17 protein-coding genes and 1 pseudogene are annotated in these 18832 nt (G+C 73.9%); 15 read left to right on the top strand and 3 right to left on the bottom strand.

Features of this window, described 5'->3' with window-relative positions; genetic code table 11:
• The first annotated feature begins 23 nt into the window (after nt 1-23).
• The 8 genes from GNZ18_RS21865 to der all read left to right on the top strand — a co-directional run bounded on the left by GNZ18_RS21865 (nt 24) and on the right by der (nt 6685).
• Complete coding sequence (locus GNZ18_RS21865; RefSeq protein WP_156218371.1) at nt 24-677, top strand: SecDF P1 head subdomain-containing protein; 654 nt, start codon at nt 24-26, stop codon at nt 675-677.
• Between the two features lie 37 nt (nt 678-714).
• Nucleotides 715-1590, top strand: a complete 876-nt coding sequence (locus tag GNZ18_RS21860; RefSeq protein ID WP_312874663.1) for a segregation and condensation protein A — start codon at nt 715-717, stop codon at nt 1588-1590.
• Nucleotides 1583-2152 (top strand): SMC-Scp complex subunit ScpB, encoded by a 570-nt coding sequence (scpB, locus tag GNZ18_RS21855; RefSeq protein WP_156218370.1) that lies wholly within the window; start codon nt 1583-1585, stop codon nt 2150-2152. The genes GNZ18_RS21860 and scpB overlap by 8 nt, the downstream gene beginning before the upstream one ends.
• Nucleotides 2149-2880: a pseudouridine synthase gene (locus GNZ18_RS21850; RefSeq protein ID WP_214617893.1), complete on the top strand. Its 732-nt coding sequence runs from the start codon at nt 2149-2151 to the stop codon at nt 2878-2880. Before scpB ends, GNZ18_RS21850 begins: the two co-directional genes overlap by 4 nt.
• Before the next feature lie 55 nt (nt 2881-2935).
• A complete protein-coding gene (gene aroH / locus GNZ18_RS21845) occupies nt 2936-3298 on the top strand; it encodes a chorismate mutase (RefSeq protein WP_242887333.1) in 363 nt (120 codons plus the stop codon).
• A gap of 117 nt (nt 3299-3415) precedes the next feature.
• Nucleotides 3416-4495 carry a prephenate dehydrogenase gene (locus GNZ18_RS21840; protein ID WP_156218498.1) on the top strand — a complete coding sequence of 360 codons (1080 nt, stop codon included), beginning with the start codon at nt 3416-3418 and terminating at the stop codon, nt 4493-4495.
• 109 nt (nt 4496-4604) lie between these two features.
• A complete protein-coding gene (cmk, locus tag GNZ18_RS21835) occupies nt 4605-5267 on the top strand; it encodes a (d)CMP kinase (protein ID WP_308166054.1) in 663 nt (220 codons plus the stop codon).
• A 26-nt stretch (nt 5268-5293) separates the two neighbouring features.
• Nucleotides 5294-6685 carry a ribosome biogenesis GTPase Der gene (gene der / locus GNZ18_RS21830; protein ID WP_156218368.1) on the top strand — a complete coding sequence of 464 codons (1392 nt, stop codon included), beginning with the start codon at nt 5294-5296 and terminating at the stop codon, nt 6683-6685.
• A gap of 15 nt (nt 6686-6700) precedes the next feature.
• On the opposite strand, the gene GNZ18_RS21825 is transcribed toward der, so the two are convergent.
• The gene (locus tag GNZ18_RS21825) at nt 6701-7369 is read right to left on the bottom strand and encodes a hypothetical protein (protein WP_156218367.1); all 669 of its coding nucleotides are present in this window, start codon (nt 7367-7369) and stop codon (nt 6701-6703) included.
• A 46-nt stretch (nt 7370-7415) separates the two neighbouring features.
• Nucleotides 7416-7880, bottom strand: coding sequence for a PPOX class F420-dependent oxidoreductase (locus GNZ18_RS21820; protein WP_156218366.1), 465 nt, complete (start codon nt 7878-7880; stop codon nt 7416-7418).
• 176 nt (nt 7881-8056) lie between these two features.
• On the opposite strand from GNZ18_RS21820, the gene GNZ18_RS21815 reads away from it, so the two are divergent.
• The 7 genes and pseudogenes from GNZ18_RS21815 to soxR all read left to right on the top strand — a co-directional run.
• Nucleotides 8057-8452 carry a TOBE domain-containing protein gene (locus tag GNZ18_RS21815; RefSeq protein WP_242887348.1) on the top strand — a complete coding sequence of 132 codons (396 nt, stop codon included), beginning with the start codon at nt 8057-8059 and terminating at the stop codon, nt 8450-8452.
• 32 nt (nt 8453-8484) lie between these two features.
• Nucleotides 8485-9270 (top strand): molybdate ABC transporter substrate-binding protein, encoded by a 786-nt coding sequence (gene modA / locus GNZ18_RS21810; protein WP_156218365.1) that lies wholly within the window; start codon nt 8485-8487, stop codon nt 9268-9270.
• Nucleotides 9267-10085 (top strand): molybdate ABC transporter permease subunit, encoded by an 819-nt coding sequence (modB, locus tag GNZ18_RS21805; protein WP_312874662.1) that lies wholly within the window; start codon nt 9267-9269, stop codon nt 10083-10085. Before modA ends, modB begins: the two co-directional genes overlap by 4 nt.
• On the top strand, nt 10082-11152 hold the full coding sequence (locus GNZ18_RS21800; protein WP_156218364.1) for an ABC transporter ATP-binding protein: 1071 nt from the start codon (nt 10082-10084) through the stop codon (nt 11150-11152). Before modB ends, GNZ18_RS21800 begins: the two co-directional genes overlap by 4 nt.
• A gap of 178 nt (nt 11153-11330) precedes the next feature.
• A complete protein-coding gene (locus GNZ18_RS21795; RefSeq protein ID WP_312874661.1) occupies nt 11331-13148 on the top strand; it encodes a phosphoenolpyruvate carboxykinase (GTP) in 1818 nt (605 codons plus the stop codon).
• A 208-nt stretch (nt 13149-13356) separates the two neighbouring features.
• Nucleotides 13357-15864, top strand: coding sequence for an ATP-dependent Clp protease ATP-binding subunit (locus GNZ18_RS21790; RefSeq protein ID WP_312874660.1), 2508 nt, complete (start codon nt 13357-13359; stop codon nt 15862-15864).
• 45 nt (nt 15865-15909) lie between these two features.
• Nucleotides 15910-16359 (top strand): annotated as a pseudogene (gene soxR, locus GNZ18_RS21785) (redox-sensitive transcriptional activator SoxR); the annotation flags it as partial.
• A gap of 192 nt (nt 16360-16551) precedes the next feature.
• Here soxR and GNZ18_RS21780 read toward each other — a convergent pair.
• Nucleotides 16552-18813, bottom strand: coding sequence for a glycoside hydrolase family 65 protein (locus GNZ18_RS21780; RefSeq protein WP_312874673.1), 2262 nt, complete (start codon nt 18811-18813; stop codon nt 16552-16554).
• Nucleotides 18814-18832 lie beyond the last annotated feature (19 nt).

The following is an 18832-nucleotide window of genomic DNA, read 5'->3' as shown; positions in this document are numbered from 1 at the left end:
CGACCGGCCGGTAAGGAACCCCGATGGCCCAGCCCCCCGGGACCCCGTACGGTCCGCCGCCCCCGGGCTTCCCGCCGTTCCAGCCGGCACCGCCTCCGCGCGGGTCGGCGCGCCTCGTCATCGTGCTGGTCGTGGTGGCCGCGGTGTTCGCCCTGGTGGTCGCGGGCGCCGTCGGCTACCTCGTGCTGAGCGGCGGCGACGCGGACGGCGACGACGACCTCGGCCCCACCGACCTGCGCAGGCCGCTGACGTTCCAGCAGGTCGCCGCGGTCACCGCGCCCCCCTGCGCCGCCGGGACGCTACCGGACGCCGAGCCGACCCCGAAGAAGGCGCCCGAGTGCTTCCGGACGGCGCCGGGCGGCCTGACCGTCCGGCACGTCGAGGCGATCAAGGCCGCCCCGCCGGACGCCGCGTCGGGTCAGACGAGCTGGAGCGTCCAGCTGACGCTGGCCTCCGCCGACGCGGCCGGGTTCGCCCGGCTGAGCGGGCAGGCCGCCCAGAGCGCCGCCGGGTCCCCGGGCCAGCGGATCGCCATGATCGTCGACGGGCGGGTCGTGTCCGCTCCGGCGGTGCAGGGCGGCCCGATCACCGGCGGCGAGGTGTCGATCAGCGGCACCTTCACCCAGACCGAGGCGCGCGACCTCCTCCGCCTGATGACCGGGCGTGGGGCCTCCTGACGCCGCGGCGGGCCCGTCCTCCGCTACGGTGAGCGACGTGGACGAGACGCCGCCGGATCCGGGGGGAGGCCCGAGTGAGAGCCCCGACGGGGGCGAGCACGGGTTCCGCGTCCACCTCGACAACTTCGACGGCCCCTTCGACCTGCTGCTCGGCCTGATCTCCAAGCACAAGCTCGACATCACCGAGGTGTCGCTGCACAAGGTCACCGACGACTTCATCGCGCACATCCGCTCCCACGGCAGCGAGTGGGACCTCGACCAGGCCAGCCACTTCCTGCTGGTCGCGGCGACGCTGCTCGACCTCAAGGCGGCGCGGCTGCTGCCCTCCGGCGAGGTCGACGACGAGGAGGACCTCGCGCTGCTGGAGGCCCGCGACCTGCTGTTCGCGCGGCTCCTGCAGTACCGTGCCTACAAGGAGGTCGCCCAGGTGATCTCCGGGCGGATCGCCGACCAGAACCGCCGGTTCCCCCGGCTGGTGCCGATGGAGCCGAGGTTCGCCAACCTGCTGCCGGAGGTGCTGCTCGGCCTCGGGCCCGAGGAGTTCGCGCGGCTCGCCGCCAAGGCGCTCACCCCGAAGGCGCCGCCTTCGGTGTCGGTCGAGCACATGTACCAGCCGAGGGCCAGCGTGAAGGAGCAGGCCGCGATCGTCGTGGAGCGGCTGCGCAGGCTCCGCACGACGACGTTCCGCGTCCTCGCGGCCGACGCCGAGGGCACCTACGAGGTCGTGGCCCGGTTCCTGGCGCTGCTGGAGCTGTACCGGGAGCAGGCGGTCACGTTCGAGCAGCCCGAGCCGCTCGGGGAGCTGCGCGTCACCTGGACCGGCACCTACGACGGCGAGGTGGCCGTCGGCGACGACTACGAGGGCGCCCCCGAGCCGGGCGGCGCCCGCGAGGACGGGGGAGCGGATGACTGAGGCGCCGGACGGCCCGGAGCTGCCGGGGCTGCGCGCCTCGGTCGAGGCGATCCTGCTGGTGGTGGACGAGCCGGTCGCCGAGATCACCCTCGCCCAGCTGCTGGAGCGGCCCCGCGGCGAGGTCGCCGCGACGCTGCGCGGGCTGGCCGCGGAATACACCGAGCAGGGCCGGGGGTTCGACCTCAGGGAGGTCGCCGGCGGCTGGCGGTTCTACACCCGGGACGTGTGCGCCCCGGTGGTGGAGCGGTTCGTCACCGACGGGCAGCAGGCGCGGCTCACCCAGGCCGCGCTGGAGACCCTCGCCGTCGTCGCCTACCGGCAGCCGGTGAGCCGCGCGCGGGTGTCGGCGATCCGGGGCGTCAACAGCGACGGCGTCATGCGGACCCTGACCCTGCGCGGCCTCATCGAGAACGCCGGGCAGGAGCCGGAGACGCAGGCGCACCTGTACCGCACCACCGGGTACTTCCTGGAGCGGCTGGGGCTGCGCGGCCTCGACGAGCTGCCCGAGCTGGCCCCCTACCTTCCCGACGACCTGCCAGAAGACATAGTTGAGGACACGTGACAGACAACGAGGGCGTACGGCTGCAGAAGGTCCTGGCCGAGGCCGGGATCGGCAGCCGCCGCCACTGCGAGGAACTGATCGGCGAGGGCCGGGTCACCGTCGACGGCAAGAAGGTGTTCCGGTTCGGTGAGCGCGTGGATCCCCAGCGCGCCGTCATCCACGTCGACGGCAAGCGCGTCGAGACCCGCGCCGAGATGCGCTACTACGCGATCAACAAGCCGCGCGGCGTGGTGTCGACGATGGCCGACGAGCGGGGCCGCAAGTCCCTCGCCGACTACGTGGAGGTGCCCGAGCGGCTGTTCCACGTCGGCCGGCTCGACACCGACACCGAGGGCCTGATCCTGCTCACCAACGACGGGGAGCTGTCGCACCGGCTCACCCACCCGTCCTACGGGGTGTACAAGACCTACCTCGCCGAGATCCACGGGCCGATCCCGCGCGACCTAGGCAAGCGGCTCAGGGCCGGGATGACGCTGGAGGACGGGCCCGCCAAGGCCGACAAGTTCCGCGTGTTCGACCAGGTCGGACGGCGCGTGCTGGTGGAGATCACCCTGCACGAGGGGCGCAAGCACATCGTCCGGCGGCTGCTGAAGGAGGCCGGGTTCCCGGTGCAGCAGCTCGCCCGCATAGAGTTCGGGCCGGTCAAGCTCGGCTCGCTGAAGCCGGGCACGATGCGCGCGCTGACCGTGCGGGAGGTCGGCGAGCTGTACAAGGCCGTGGACCTGTAGCCACGGCCCGGCGGGGCCGCCCGGCCCCCGCAGGCACCAGGGAGGGGACGAGCCAGTGGCGGTACGCGCGGTCCGCGGGGCGACGCAGATCGAGGCCGACGACCGGGACCAGATCCTGGAGGCGACGGCGGAGCTGGTCGGCGAGGTCATGTCCCGCAACGGGCTGACCACCGACGACGTGATCAGCGTGATCTTCACGGTCACGCCCGACCTGACGGCGGAGTTCCCGGCGCTCGCCGCGCGCAAGCTCGGCTTCCACGACGTGCCGCTGCTGTGCGCGACGGAGATCGGCGTGCCGCGCGCGCTGCCCCGGGTGATCCGGCTGATGGCGCACATCGAGACCGACCGCCCCCGCTCGGACGTCCACCACGTCTACCTGCGCGGCGCGACGGCGCTCCGCCTGGACATCGCGCAGTAGCGCGCGGGTGGTACACGGGTAGCACACGCCGCCGGTGCGCGGGAGCGCACGTTGGAAGGGCTCGGCGGCGCTCGGCAGGGGCCGGGCGCCACTAGGCTGGCGGGCGTGAACCAGGACATGACGGGCCGCCGGGTCATCGTGGTCGGGACCGGGCTGATCGGCACCTCGATCGCGCTGGCGGCGCGCGGACGCGGCGCGGAGGTGCTGCTGGCCGACCGGGACCCCGGCGCGCTGGAGCTGGCCGTGGAGCTGGGCGCGGGCGACCCGCTGCCCGCCGGCGCGCCCGACCGGCGCGCCGACGTCGCGGTGCTCGCGGTGCCGCCCGCCGCCGTGGCCGTCACGCTGCTGGACGCGCAGAAGCGCGGCCTCGCGGCCGTCTACACCGACGTGGCCAGCGTGAAGGCGCTGCCGCTGGAGCAGGCCGCCGCGCTCGGCTGCGACCTGGCCTCGTTCGTCGGCGGCCACCCGCTCGCGGGCAGCGAGCGGTCGGGCCCGTCGGCGGCGCGCGCCGACCTGTTCCTCGGCCGCCCGTGGGCGCTGTGCCCGCCGCCGGCCGCCGCGCCGGAGGCGGTCGAGGCCGTCGCCGCACTGGCGCGGGCGTGCGGCGCGACGCCCGTGGAGGTGGAGGCCGCCGAGCACGACCGGGCGGTCGCGCTCGTCTCGCACGCCCCGCACGTGGTGTCGGCCGCCGTCGCGGCGCGGCTGACCGGCGCCGACGACGTCGCGCTCGGGCTGTCCGGGCAGGGCGTCCGGGACGTGACGCGCATCGCCGCGAGCGACCCCCGGCTGTGGATCGGCATCCTGTCGGCCAACTCCGCGCCGGTCGCCGACGTGCTGGAGGCCGTCGCCACCGACCTCGCCGTCGCGGCCTCGCTGCTGCGCGACGGCAGCGAGGAGGCCGCCGGGCACGTCGCCGACCTGCTGCTGCGCGGCAACGCCGGCCGGTCCCGGATCCCCGGCAAGCACGGCGGCGAGGCGCCCGCCTACGCGACCGTGCAGGTGGTCGTCCCCGACCGCCCCGGCGAGCTGGCGATGATCTTCCAGGCGGTGGGGATCGCCCAGGTCAACATCGAGGACGTGACGATCGAGCACTCGCCGGGCCGCCCGCTGGGCCTGCTGGAGATCTCGGTGGTCCCCGAGGAGGCCGAGCGGCTGGCGGCGGAGCTGCGGGCCCGCGGCTGGTCCGTCCCCGGCTGACCGGTCCGCGCGCCCGGCCGGGGCCAACCGGTCTCACCGGTCGTCCCAGGCCGGTAGCCTGATGCGCTGGGCCTCGCAGGGACCAACGACGCCAAGAGAGGGAGCGATCGTGCCGATCGTCATCGCCATGGACGGCCCGTCCGGGTCCGGGAAGTCCAGCGCGTCCAAGGGGGTCGCCCGCGCGCTCGGCCTGCGCTACCTCGACACCGGCGCCATGTACCGCGCCATGACGTGGTGGATGCTGCGCGAGGGCGTGCCGGTCGAGGACCCGGCCGCCGTCGCCGCCCGCGCGATGGACCCCGTCCTGGACTCGGGCACCGACCCCGCCGCGCCCACGATCACCGTGGACGGCGCGGACGTGTCGGGCCCGATCCGCACCCGCGAGGTGACGAACGCGGTGAGCGCGGTCAGCTCCGTCCCGGCGGTGCGGACGCGGCTCGTGCAACTGCAACGTGAGATCATCGGTATCGGCGGGATCGTGGTGGAGGGGCGCGACATCGGCACGGTCGTCGCACCGGACGCCCAGGTCAAGGTGTACCTCACCGCGAGCGAGGAGGTGCGGGCCAGGCGCCGGGCCGGTGATCTGGCCGCCGACCCGGGCGCGTCGGTGACCGTGACGCGGGCCGAGCAGGCCCGGCGGGACCGGATCGACTCCACCCGCGCGGCCTCGCCGCTGACCAAGGCGGCCGACGCCCAGGAGATCGACTCGACCGAGCTGGGGCTCGACGAGGTCATCGAGGCGGTCGTCCGCCTCGTGAAGGAGCGGGAGTAGCGGGGCCGCAGGCCACCGCGGGGACGATGACAGTGAGCGAATACGAGATCGAGACCGTCGGCGTCGTCGAGGACATCGCGCCCGACGAGGGCCCGGCGCCGGTCGTGGCGGTGGTCGGGCGGCCGAACGTCGGCAAGTCCACCCTGGTCAACCGGATCCTCGGCCGCCGCGAGGCGGTCGTGGAGGACGTGCCGGGCGTCACCCGCGACCGGGTCGCCTACGACGCGACCTGGTCGGGGCGCCGGTTCACGGTGGTCGACACGGGCGGCTGGCTGCCGGACTCCTCCGGCCTCGCCGCCGCGATCGCCGAGCAGGCGCGGCTCGCGGTCGACCTGGCCGACGTGGTGATGTTCGTGGTCGACGCGACCGTCGGCGCGACCGACGTCGACGAGGCCGTGGTCGAGATCCTGCGCCGGTCGGGCAAGCCGGTGGTGCTGGTTGCCAACAAGGTCGACGACATCGGCGCCGAGGCCGACGCGGCGCTGCTGTGGTCGCTCGGCATCGGCGAGCCGCACCCGGTCAGCGCCCTGCACGGGCGCGGCTCGGGCGACCTGCTCGACGCGGTGCTGGAGGCGCTGCCCGAGCAGGCCCCGGCCGAGACGTTCGGCGAGAGCGGCGGTCCGCGCCGGATCGCGCTGCTCGGCCGTCCGAACGTCGGCAAGTCCAGCCTGCTGAACCAGCTGGCGGGGGAGCAGCGCGCGGTGGTCGACGCGGTCGCGGGCACGACCCGCGACCCGGTCGACGAGCTGATCGAGCTGGGCGGGCAGACCTGGCGGTTCATCGACACGGCCGGGATCCGGCGGCGGCACCGCGAGAACCAGGGCGCCGACTTCTACGCGACGCTGCGGACGCAGTCGGCGCTGGAGCGCGCCGAGGTCGCGGTCGTGCTGGTGGACGCGGCCGAGCCGCTCGCCGAGCAGGACCTGCGGATCATCTCGATGGTGGTCGAGTCGGGCCGGGCGCTCGTCGTCGCCTACAACAAGTGGGACCTGCTGGACGAGGAGCGCCGCCACTACCTGGAGCGCGAGATCGACCGGCAGCTCCACAACGCCCGCTGGGCGCCCCGCGTCAACATCTCCGCCAAGACCGGCCGGCACATGGAGAAGCTGGTGCCCGGCATCGAGACGGCGCTGGAGGGCTGGGGCACCCGCGTCCCGACGTCCAAGCTCAACCAGTTCTTCGCCGACCTGGTCAACTCCCACCCGCACCCGGTGCGCGGCGGCAAGCAGCCGCGCGTGCTGTTCGCGACGCAGGCGGGGGTGCGGCCGCCGAGGTTCGTGCTGTTCACCTCCGGGTTCCTGGAGGAGGGCTACCGGCGGTTCATCGAGCGGCGGCTGCGCGAGGAGTTCGGCTTCGCGGGCACGCCGCTCGACATCACGATGAAGATCCGCGAGAAGCGCGGCAAGCCCAAGAAGTAGCGGGCCGGCGCGCGGCTAGCGGTCCTCGCGCCGGTCGCCCGCGACCCGCTGGTCGCGCGGCGGGAACCCGGTCAGGCCCGGCGGCTCCTGCGACCCCGGCGGACCGGGCGGGGGCGCCGGGCGCGTGCCGAGCGAGGGCGGCGGGGTCTCCCGGGCGTACCGGCCGTACACCAGCGGCTGCGTCGTCCCTGACGAGGGGCGTTCCTCCTCGTCGCGCTCGGAGCCGGCCGGCGGGGCCCCGCGCACCGTGAACCGGCCGAGCGTCAGCGCCGCGACGAGCACGACGGCGACGCCGAGCCCGGTGAACCCGGCGAGCTGCTCGGCGACCCGCCGGCCCTGCTCGGTGCCGAGGGGCGCGCCGACGCCCGGGACGTCCCACAGCGCCGCGACCGGGCCGCCGACGGCGAACCACGCGCCGCCCAGCACCGCCAGCCACGCGCCGAGCACCGCGAGCACCCGGCTCGCCGTGACCAGGACGACCAGCCCGCCGAGCGCCGTCGCCGCGCCGGGCGCGACGCTGAGCTGCAGCCGGTCGGAGTCGTAGACCCACGCGTCGTCGGGCGCGAACCCGAAGTCGAGGTAGGGCCCGACGAAGGGCAGCAGGCCGCCCCACGTGCCGAGCAGCACCAGCAGTACGCCGCCGAGCGCGCCGCGTCCGCGCGGGACCCGCATGGTCCCAGCCATGATCGTTCCTCCTGACCGGGCGAGGTGATGTCGCTTGAATCCCCCTTTACCCGGCGTTGACCGACCCAAGCGCGCCGGTGTCGGGCGGCGCGACGGTCCGCGCGTGCTGGTCGGGCCCGGCGGGGTCGAGATGCCAGCTGATCACCCGGACGGGCCGGATCCGGATCAGGTCGTCGCTGAAGTACCCCTCGCCGATGTGCATCCGGCCCTTCACGAACTCGGCGCGGCCGCGCACCTCGACGCCGCGCCCCCAGCCGGGCTTGACCGCGTCCGGGTCGTCGGGGGCGGTCAGGTCGTCGACGAGGAACGACACCCGGGGGTCGGCCTGGATGTTGCGGTACTTGCGGCTGGCGGCGTTGTCCGGCCCGCCGATGTCGATCGTGCCGTCGTCGTTGAGCCGGAACCCGACGGGACGGACGTGGGGTTCGCCGTCCGGGCCGATCGTGGACAGCCGTCCGAGCGCCTGCCCGGCCAGGTAGGCGGTCTCCGGCTCGGTGAACGGGTTCGTCATGGGTGGGCCTCCCTCGATGCTTCGCCAACGGCACCGACGGTAGGACCTCAAGCGGGCTTCAGGTCAATCGCGCCGCCGCCACCCTCGCATCTGCCGGATGTTTCGATCGCCTTACCGGGCATACACACGGAAGAAGCCGGATATGCCTCGCATATGCGAAGGGCTAGGCTTGCCCCGTGACGACGTTCAGGATCAGCGAGGCGGCCGCGCTGCTCGGGGTCAGCGCCGACACCGTCCGCCGGTGGGTGGACGGCGGGCGCCTGCCCGCCGAGCGCGACGAGCACGGGCACCGGCGGGTGCCGGGGGAGGAACTGGCCGCGTTCGTGCGCGACCAGGCGCGCCGGGACGCGGCGTCCGGCACCGGCGAGCGGTTCTCCTCGGCGCGCAACCGGATGCGCGGCATCGTCACCGAGGTCGTCAGGGACGGCGTGATGGCCCAGGTCGAGATCCAGGCGGGGCCGTTCCGCGTGGTGTCGCTGATGAGCCGGGAGGCGGCGGACGAGCTGGGCCTGCGCGCCGGGGTCGTCGTCGAGGCCGTCGTGAAGTCCACGAACGTCGTCGTCGAGGTCTGAGGGTCGTCGAGGTCTGAGGGAGGTCCGAGGTCTTGGGAGGGACACTCGTGCGCAAGCGCGTTCCGGCCGCCGTCGCGGCCTGCCTGCTACCGGTCGCGGCGGCGGGATGCGGTGACACCGGCGGTTCCGACGCCTCGGGCGGCGGCGGGACGCTGACGGTGTTCGCCGCCGCCTCGCTCACCGAGACGTTCACCGCGCTCGGGAAGCGGTTCGAGGCGTCCCACCCCGGTGTGAAGGTCAGGTTCAACTTCGGCGCCAGCTCGACGCTGGCTCAGCAGATCACGCAGGGCGCGCCCGCGGACGTGTTCGCCGCCGCCAGCCCCGCCACGATGAAGACCGTCGCCGACGCGGGCGACGCCGCCGGGACGCCGCGCGTGTTCACCAGGAACCGCCTGGTCATCGCCGTCCCGAAGGACGACCCCGGCAGGGTGGGCGCGGTGCGCGACCTGGCCCGGCCCGGCCTCAAGGTCGTGCTGTGCGCGGAGCAGGTGCCCTGCGGCGCCGCCGCGACGAAGGCGCTGGACGCGGCGAAGGTCACGGTCAGGCCGGTGTCGCGGGAGCGGGACGTCAAGGCCGTGCTGACCAAGGTGCGGCTGGGCGAGGCCGACGCCGGGCTCGTCTACCGCACCGACGCGAGGGCGGCGGCGCCGCAGGTGAAGGGCGTCGAGTTCCCCGAGTCGGCGCGGGCGGTCAACGACTATCCGATCGCGGAGGTCGCCGGGGCTCCCGAGGCCGCGCTGGCCGGGGAGTTCGTCGCGCTGGTGCTCGGGCCGCAGGGGAAGGCCGCGCTGACCGGCGCGGGGTTCGAGTCGCCGTGAGCCCGCGCGGTCGCGCTCGCGAAGGCGACCGGCCGCCGGGCCGTCCGCCGTGGGTCCTGGTGGCGCCCGCGCTCGTCGGGCTCGCGTTCCTGGTGCTGCCGCTGGTGGGGCTGCTCGTCCGCGCGCCGTGGTCCACGCTCGGGACCCGCCTCGTGCAGGGGCAGGTCCTGGAGGCGCTGCGGCTCTCCCTGCTCAGCGCCACCCTCGCCACCGCGCTGTGCGTGCTGTTCGGGGTGCCGCTGGCATGGGTGCTGGCGCGCGTCCCGTTCCCCGGGGCGCGGCTCGTCCGCGCGCTGGTGACGGTGCCGCTGGTGCTGCCCCCGGTCGTCGGCGGCGTCGCGCTGCTGCTGGTGCTCGGCCGGCGCGGCCTCGTCGGCGGCTGGCTGGACGACGCCTTCGGCCTCACGTTCCCGTTCACCACCGCCGGGGTCGTGCTCGCCGAGACGTTCGTCGCGATGCCGTTCCTGGTGATCAGCGTCGAGGGCGCGCTGCGCGCCGCCGACCTGCGCTACGAGGAGGCCGCCGCGACGCTCGGCGCCACCCGCTGGACGATCTTCCGCCGGGTCACGCTGCCGCTCGTCGCGCCCGGCGTGGCGGCGGGCGCGATCCTGTGCTGGGCGCGGGCGCTCGGCGAGTTCGGCGCGACGATCACGTTCGCGGGCAACTTCCCCGGCCGGACGCAGACGATGCCGCTGGCGGTCTACCTGGCGCTGGAGACCGACCCGCAGGCCGCGATCGTGCTGAGCCTCGTGCTGCTCGCGGTCTCGGTGCTGGTGCTCGCCGCGCTGCGGGACCGGTGGGTGGGCACCTCATGACCGCCGGGGCGGCGGGCGGGGCCGCCGAGGGGCTGGACGCGCGGCTCGTCGTGCGGCGCGGCGCCTTCGACCTCGACCTCGCGCTCACCGCCGCGCCCGGCGAGGTCGTGGCGCTGCTCGGCCCGAACGGCGCGGGCAAGAGCACCGCGCTGCGGGCGCTCGCCGGGCTCGTCGCGACATCGGGCGGGCACCTGCGGGTGGACGGGGCGGACCTGCGCCCGCTGCCGTCCGAGCGCCGCGGGATCGGCATGGTCTTCCAGGACTACCTGCTGTTCCCGCACCTCAGCGCCCTCGACAACGTCGCGTTCGGGCCGCGCTGCCGGGGTGAGGGGCGCCGCGCCGCCCGCCGCCGCGCCGCCGGATGGCTGGAGCGGGTCGGGCTCGCCGAGCACGCCGCGTCCCGTCCTGGCGCGCTGTCGGGCGGGCAGGCGCAGCGGGTCGCGCTCGCCCGCGCGCTGGCCGTCGAGCCCCGGCTGCTCCTGCTGGACGAGCCGCTCGCCGCGCTCGACGCCCACACGCGCCTGGAGATCCGCGCCGCGCTGCGCCGCCATCTGGCCGGGTTCACCGGCGCGACCGTCCTGGTCACCCACGACCCGCTGGACGCGATGGTGCTCGCCGACCGGCTCGTCGTCGTGGAGGACGGCCGGCTCGTCCAGCAGGGCACTCCGGCGGAGGTCGCGCGCCGCCCCCGCACCGACTACGTCGCCCGTCTGGTCGGGCTGAACCTGTACCGGGGCCGCGCGGAGGCGGGAACGGTCCTGGTCGGCGAGGGTCCCGAAACGCTGGACACTGTGGACTCACTTGATGGTGAGGTCTTCCTGGCCTTCGCGCCATCCTCGGTGGCGCTGTACCGGACGCGTCCCGACGGCAGCCCCCGCAACCTGTGGCGCGCCCGCGTGACCGCCGTCGAACGGCAGGGAGACCGCGTCCGGGTGCAGCTCTCGGGCCCGCCTTTCCCGGCGGTCGCCGAGGTCACACCGGCCGCCGTCGCGGAGCTGCAATTGTCGGAGGGCAGCCTGATATGGGCGGCCGTGAAGGCCACCGAGACCCACGTTTACCCAGCTTGATCGCCTCGTACCGTGGCGCGGACGCGCCGATCTTCGCACGCCCGTACCCAGGTGATATCAATCACAAAAAGGTACGGGAAGACCCAAATGGGGACCTGATTGGTCCAGACCAAATGGCAAAAACAGCGAGTCTTGTTCATCATGCAAACATCCTGCGAACAGCTTGAAGGAGTTGCCCGTGTCCCACGAGATCCCCGGCCTCGACCAGGCCCCGACAGGTCACCCCGAACTGCTTGAGTGGGTACGCGGGATCGCCGAGCTGACCAGGCCCGACCGCGTCGAGTGGTGCGACGGCTCCGACGAGGAGTGGGAGCGCCTCACCGGCCTGCTCGTCGAGCAGGGCACGTTCACCAGGCTCGACCCGGCCAAACGGCCGAACAGCTTCCACGCCGCCTCCGACCCGACCGACGTCGCCCGCGTCGAGGACCGCACGTTCATCTGCTCCGAGGAGGAGTCCGACGCGGGCCCGACCAACAACTGGGTCGCGCCCGCCGAGATGCGCGAGACCCTCGGCGGCCTGTTCGACGGCTGTATGAAGGGCCGCACCATGTACGTGGTGCCGTTCTGCATGGGCCCGCTCGGCGGGAACATCTCCCAGCTCGGCGTCGAGATCACCGACTCCGCCTACGTCGCGGTCTCGATGCGGGTCATGACGCGGATGGGCGCCGGCGCGCTGAAGCTGATCGAGGAGCGCGGCTCGTTCGTCAGGTGCGTCCACTCGGTCGGCGCCCCGCTGGAGCCGGGCCAGGCCGACGTGAAGTGGCCGTGCAACTCCACCAAGTACATCACGCACTTCCCCGAGACCCGCGAGATCTGGTCCTACGGGTCCGGCTACGGCGGCAACGCGCTGCTGGGCAAGAAGTGCTACGCGCTGCGCATCGCCTCCACCATGGCCCGGGACGAGGGCTGGATGGCCGAGCACATGCTCATCCTCAAGCTCACCCCGCCGCAGGGGGAGACCCGCTACGTCGCGGCGGCGTTCCCCTCGGCGTGCGGCAAGACCAACCTCGCCATGCTGGAGCCGACCATCCCGGGCTGGAAGGTCGAGACCATCGGCGACGACATCGCCTGGATGCGGTTCGGTGACGACGGCCGCCTGTACGCGATCAACCCCGAGGCCGGGTTCTTCGGCGTCGCGCCCGGAACCGGCGAGAGCACCAACGCCAACGCCGTGAAGACGCTGTGGGGCAACAGCGTGTTCACCAACGTCGCGCTGACCGACGACGGCGACGTGTGGTGGGAGGGCCTCACCGACGAGCCCCCCGCGCACCTGACCGACTGGAAGGGCAACGACTGGACGCCCGAGTCCGGCACGCCCGCCGCGCACCCCAACGCCCGCTTCACCACCCCGGCCGGGCAGTGCCCGATCATCGCCGACGAGTGGGAGGACCCGAAGGGCGTGCCGATCTCGGCGATCCTGTTCGGCGGCCGCCGCGCCTCCGCCGTCCCGCTGGTCACCGAGTCCTTCGACTGGCAGCAGGGCGTGTTCCTCGGGGCGAACGTCGCCTCGGAGAAGACCGCCGCCGCCGAGGGCACGGTCGGCGAGCTGCGCCACGACCCGTTCGCCATGCTGCCGTTCTGCGGCTACAACATGGGCGACTACTTCGGCCACTGGCTGGAGATCGGCAAGGCCACCGACGCCGAGAAGCTGCCGCGGATCTACTACGTGAACTGGTTCCGCAAGAACGCCGACGGCAAGTTCATCTGGCCGGGCTTCGGCGAGAACAGCCGCGTGCTGAAGTGGATCGTCGAGCGGCTGAACGGGCAGGCCGACGCCGTCAAGTCGCCGATCGGGCACCTGCCGACCCGCGAGGCGCTCGACACGGGCGGACTCGACCTCGCCGACGCCGACCTCGACACGCTGCTGACGGTCGACACCCAGGTCTGGAAGCAGGAGGCCGCGCTGGTACCCGAGCACTTCGAGACGTTCGGCGACCACCTGCCCAAGGCGCTGTGGGACGAGTACCACGACCTCGTCCGGCGCCTGGAGTCCTAGCGGCCGCCTGGCGGTTCCGCTGGGCTCCGCCCGCGCCCGTCCCCGGTGTTCCACTCCCGGGGGCGGGCGCGGCGCGTTCACGGCCACCCGAATTTGCGCACTCTGGGGGTGGGCTTGGGCATCCCGGAGCGGGCGGGCGGCAAGCAGTGGGGTGAGCGCGCCCGCCGGGGGGAAGGCAGGGCGCACCGCGCACCCGAGGGGGCCCGCCGTGGCCGGAACGCCGTTCGGCTCGATGTTCGACGATCCGTTCCGCGGATTCGAGTACCTGACCGGGAGGATGTTCGGCGCCCCCGAGACCTGGCCGCCGCGCGGCGGGGCGCAGCGCGTCGACATCGGGCGGCTGCTGAGCGAGAGCGGCCGCGAGCTGGTCGCCCACGCGCTGGAGCGCGCCGGGCGGCGCGGCGCCGCCGACCTGGACGTGATCGACCTGCTGGCGGCGGCCGCCGAGACGATCCCGGCGCGGAGCCTGCTGACCGCGGCCGGCGCCGATCCCGACGCGCTGCTCACCCGCATCGCCGACATGACCGGCGACGGCACGCCCGGCGAGCCGCCCGAGACCCTCACCCCGGCCGCCAAGCGCGCGCTGCTGGACTCCCAGCGCGTCTCGCGGGCGCTGGAGGACAGCTACATCGGCCCCCAGCACCTGCTGATGGCGCTGGCGGCCAACCCCGACTCCCCGGCCGCGCGGCTGCTCACCGCCCAGGGCGTCTCGGCGAACGAGCTGCGGGACGCGGCGCTGGAGCGCCCCGACGGATCGGGCGCCCGCACCGGCCGCGCCGTCCGAGGGGGCCAGAGCGCCACGCCCACGCTCGACGACTACGGCCGCGACCTGACCGAGGAGGCCCGCGAGGGGCGCCTGGACCCCGTCGTCGGCCGCGAGGACGTGATCGAGCAGGCCATCGAGGTGCTGTCGCGGCGGACCAAGAACAACCCGTGCCTGACCGGCGAGCCGGGCGTCGGCAAGACCGCGATCGTCGAGGGCATCGCGCAGCGGGTCGTCAACGGCGCCGTCCCCGAGACGCTGAAGGACCGGCGGGTCGTCGCGCTGGACCTCACCGGCATGGTCGCCGGGTCCAAGTACCGGGGCGAGTTCGAGGAGCGGATCAAGAAGGTGCTGGAGGAGATCCGCGCCCACTCCGACGAGCTGGTGATCTTCATCGACGAGGTCCACATGCTGGTCGGGGCCGGTTCGGCCGAGGGCGGCATGGACGCCGCCAACGTGCTGAAGCCCGCCCTCGCGCGCGGCGAGCTGCACGTCGTCGCCGCCACCACGATCGAGGAGTACCGCCGCACCATCGAGAAGGACGGCGCGCTGGAGCGCCGCTTCCAGCCGGTGCTGGTCGCCGAGCCGACCGTCGAGGAGACCGTGCGGATCCTCGCCGGGCTGCGCGACAAGTACGAGGCGCACCACCAGGTCCGCGTCACCGACGAGGCCCTGGACGCGGCGGCGCGGCTGTCGGACCGCTACATCTCCGACCGGTTCCTGCCCGACAAGGCCATCGACCTGATGGACCACGCCGCCGCCCGCGTCCGGCTGCGCGCCCTGTCCCCGGACGAGGAGGCCCGGGAGCTGGAGGGCCGCCTGGAGTCGCTGCACCGCGACAAGGACGCGGCGGTCGCGGGCGAGGACTTCGACCGGGCCAAGCAGCTCCGCGAGGAGATCGAGCGGCTGCGGCCCGGCCTTGAGGCCGCCCGGCACGGCCGCGACGACGTCCCGGAGGTGAGCGTGGCCGACGTCGCCGACGTCGTGTCCCGCCGCACCGGCATCCCCGCCTCGCAGCTCACCGAGGAGGAGCGCGACCAGCTCCTGCGCCTGGAGGAGCGGCTCCACGAGCGGGTGGTCGGGCAGGACGAGGCGGTCGGCGCGGTCGCCGAGGCCGTCCGGCGGGGCCGCGCGGGCCTGTCCGACCCCGACCGCCCGCAGGGCGGCTTCCTGTTCCTCGGCCCGACCGGCGTCGGCAAGACCGAGCTGGCGCGGGCGCTCGCCGACGTGCTGTTCGCGGGCCACATGGTCCGGGTCGACATGAGCGAGTTCCAGGAGCGGCACACCGTGAGCCGCCTGATCGGGGCGCCCCCCGGATACGTCGGCTACGAGGAGGCGGGGCGGCTCACCGAGGCCGTCCGGCACCGCCCGCACTCGGTCGTCCTGCTGGACGAGATCGAGAAGGCGCACCCCGACGTCATGAACATCCTGCTCCAGATCCTCGACGACGGCCGCCTCACCGACGGGCAGGGCCGCACGGTCGACTTCACCAACACGATCATCATCATGACCAGCAATGTGGGCGCGCAGATGATCCTGGAGGCCGGGGGAGACGCCACCGGGGTGCGCGACCAGGTCCTCGACCTGCTCCAGCGGACGCTCCGGCCCGAACTGCTCAACCGGATCGACGAGACCATCGTGTTCACCCGCCTCGACCGCGCGCAGCTCCGCCAGATCGTCGACCTGCTCCTGGAGGGCACCCGCCGCCGCCTCCGCGGCCAGGGCGTCGCGCTGGAGGTGGACGACGCGGCCAAGGACTGGCTCGCCGAGCGCGGCCACCAGCCCGAGTACGGCGCCAGGCCGCTGCGCCGCACCCTCCAGCGCGAACTGGACAACCGGCTCTCCAGGATGCTGCTGGACGGCCGGATCGGCGAGGGCGACACGGTCCGCGTCCACCACCCCGAGGGCGGCGACCTCGACATCGAGGTCGGGCACGGCGCGGCGGGGGAGTGATCTCGGGGAACCTCAAGTCGACTTGAGGCCGCATAGGATGCGGTCATGACACGGCTTGAGTTCCGCGTGCACGAGCTGACCGTCGGGCAGCTCGCCGAGCGCAGCGGCGTCGCCGTCTCGGCGCTGCACTTCTATGAGTCCAAGGGCCTGATCAGCAGCCGCCGCACGGCCGGCAACCAGCGCCGCTTCGCCCGTGACACGCTGCGCCGGGTGTCGTTCATCAAGGTCTCGCAGCGGGTCGGGATCCCGCTCAGCGACATCAAGGCGGCCCTCGCGACCCTCCCCGAGGAGCGCACCCCCACCGTGGCGGACTGGGCGCGCCTGTCGGAGACCTGGCGCAGCGACCTGGACGCCCGCATCTCCCAGCTCGAACGCCTCCGCGACGACCTCACCGAGTGCATCGGCTGCGGCTGCCTGTCGATCAACAAGTGCGCCCTCGCCAACCCCTACGACCGGCTCGGCGACGAGGGCCCCGGGCCGCGCCGGCTCCTCGTCGAGGACGGCGACCGCACCCACGGCGACGACGGCCGGTCGCCGCGTCCGGCGCAGGACACCGGCCACGGGACGTGCCGCCCGGTGGTGGCCGAGGCCCCCGACGGCATGCCGGAGGACTGCCTCACCTGCGCCCCCGAGGGCGGCTGAGCCCCCTTCCCGGCCCGGGGCACCCGCCCCGGGCCGGGGACGGGGTCACAGCGTGCGCCGGGAGGAGGGCTCGCGGCCGGAGGGCTGGCCGGGGGTCGGGCGGGCGGTGACCGGCTTGATCGGCAGCTCGATCGGCTCGTCGGCCAGCGTGAACTCCTCGCCGTGGTGCCACAGCTTCAGGCCGGGCCCCTCCAGCAACTGGTAGGTGGCGGCCTCGGCGGTCACGTTGACCCGCAGCCGGTTGTCGCGGTAGCGCATCCGGAACGCGAGCCGGCTGATGCCGCCGGGCAGCCGCGGCGCGAACCGCAGCCGCCCGCCGCCCGCCCGCATCCCGCCGAACCCGGCGACGAGCCCGTTCCACGCGCCCGCCATCGACGCGATGTGCAGCCCGTCGCGGGTGTTGTGGTTGAGGTCGTGCAGGTCCAGCAGCGCCGTCTCGCCGAGGTAGTCGTGCGCGAGGTCGAGCTGCCCGACCTCGGCCGCGACCACCGCCTGGGTCTGCGCCGACAGCGAGGAGTCGCGGACGGTCAGCCCCTCGTAGTACTCGAAGTCGCGGACCTTCTGCTCCTCGGTGAACGCCTCCCCGCACAGGTGCAGCGCGAGGACCAGGTCGGCCTGCTTGACGACCTGCTTGCGGTACAGGTCGAAGTAGGGGAAGTTCAGCAGCAGCGGATACAGCTCGGGCTTGGTCCCCCCGAAGTCCCAGCGGGCGTGGTTGGTGAAGTTCTCGTTCTGCGGGTGGACGCCCAGCCGGTCGTCGTAGGGGATCAGCATCGCCGCCGCCGCGTCCCGCCAGGACGCCGCCTCCTCGTTCGTCACGCCCAGCCGGTCGGCGAGGTCGGGATGGCGCATCGCCATGTCGGCCGCCGCCTCCAGGTTCCGGCGGGCCATCAGGTTGGTGTAGACGTTGTTGTCCACCACCGCGCTGTACTCGTCGGGCCCGGTGACGCCGTCGATGCGGAACACCCCGCCCACGTCGTGGTGGCCGAGGCTCCGCCACAGCCGGGCGGTCGCCACCACCACCTCCACCCCGACCTCCCGCTCGAACCGCTCGTCGCACGTCGCGTCCACGTACCGGACCACGGCGTCGGAGATGTCGGCGTTGATGTGGAACGCGGCCGTCCCGGCGGGCCAGTACCCCGAGCACTCGTGGCCGCGGATCGTCCGCCACGGGAACGCCGCGCCGTCCAGGCCGAGCTGGGCCGCGCGCTCGACCGCCAGCGGCAGCGTCATGTGCCGCCAGCCCAGCGCGTCGGCCGCCGCGCCCGGGGAGGTGTAGGTCAGGACGGGCAGCACGAACGTCTCGGTGTCCCAGAACGTATGGCCGTCGTAGCCGGGGCCGGTCAGCCCCTTGGCCGGGATCATGCGGCGCTCCGCGCGGGCCCCGGCCTGCAACACGTGGAACAGGCTGAACCGGACCGCCTGCTGGATCTCGGCGTCCCCGTCCACCTCGACGTCCGCGCCGCACCAGAACTCGTCGAGGTACTCGCGCTGCTCGGCCAGCAGCCCGTCCCACCCCGTCTGCCGGGCGCCCGCCAGCGCCCCGACCACCTGGTCGTGCAGCGCCGGACGCGACCGCTGGCTCGACCATCCGTAGGCCAGGTACTTGACGATTCGCAGCCGCTGCCCCGGCTCCAGCCGCGTCGCGACCGTCAGCCGCCCCACGTCCGGGGAGCTCTCGGTGTCCACCGCCATCGACTCGGGGCCCTCGATGTGGTGGGACATCCCCGCCGCCATCCGCAGCCCGCTCTTGCGGGTGCGGTGCAGCAGCAGCACCTTCGTGCCGTTCGCGACGTGCTCCTCGCTGACCAGCGGGCTCTCCAGGATCGCCGAGGCGCGCGGGTCGCGCCCGCCGCCCGGCAGCGCCTCGTTGGCGACCAGCTCCGACTGCGCGACGACGCGGACCGCCGCGTCCACCGGCTCGACGTCGTAGCAGATCGCCGCGACCGCCCGCTGCGTCAGCGACACCATCCGGGTCGAGGTGATCTTGACGCGCCGGTCGGCCGGGGACGTCCACTCCACGTGCCGGGTGAGCGTGCCCGCCCGCAGGTCCAGCACCCGCTCGTGGTGGTGGACGCGGCCGTAGCGCACGTCGAACGGCTCGTCGTCCACCAGCAGCCGGATCACCTTGCCGTTGGTGACGTTGATCACCGTCTGGCCGGACTCGGGGTAGCCGTAGGCGGCCTCGGCCTGCGGCAGCGGCCGCTGCTCGTAGAAGGAGTTCAGATACGTGCCCGGCAGGCCGTGCGGCTCGCCCTCGTCCAGGTTGCCGCGGATGCCGAGGTGCCCGTTGGACAGCGCGAACACCGACTCGCTCTGCGCCAGC

This window comes from Actinomadura litoris (genome assembly GCF_009733595.1).
Lineage (GTDB): Bacteria > Actinomycetota > Actinomycetes > Streptosporangiales > Streptosporangiaceae > Spirillospora > Spirillospora litoris.
The sequence above is the reverse complement of the archived record's forward strand: the minus strand, read 5'-3'. Positions and strand labels throughout refer to the sequence as shown.

Coding starts and splice junctions, on each gene's coding strand:
- GNZ18_RS21865 (WP_156218371.1), top strand. CDS start 24: ATGGCCCAGCCCCCCGGGACCCCGTACGGTCCGCCGCCCCCGGGCTTC.
- scpB (WP_156218370.1), top strand. CDS start 1,583: ATGACTGAGGCGCCGGACGGCCCGGAGCTGCCGGGGCTGCGCGCCTCG.
- GNZ18_RS21840 (WP_156218498.1), top strand. CDS start 3,416: ATGACGGGCCGCCGGGTCATCGTGGTCGGGACCGGGCTGATCGGCACC.
- der (WP_156218368.1), top strand. CDS start 5,294: ATGACAGTGAGCGAATACGAGATCGAGACCGTCGGCGTCGTCGAGGAC.
- GNZ18_RS21825 (WP_156218367.1), bottom strand. CDS start 7,369: ATGGCTGGGACCATGCGGGTCCCGCGCGGACGCGGCGCGCTCGGCGGC.
- GNZ18_RS21820 (WP_156218366.1), bottom strand. CDS start 7,880: ATGACGAACCCGTTCACCGAGCCGGAGACCGCCTACCTGGCCGGGCAG.
- GNZ18_RS21800 (WP_156218364.1), top strand. CDS start 10,082: ATGACCGCCGGGGCGGCGGGCGGGGCCGCCGAGGGGCTGGACGCGCGG.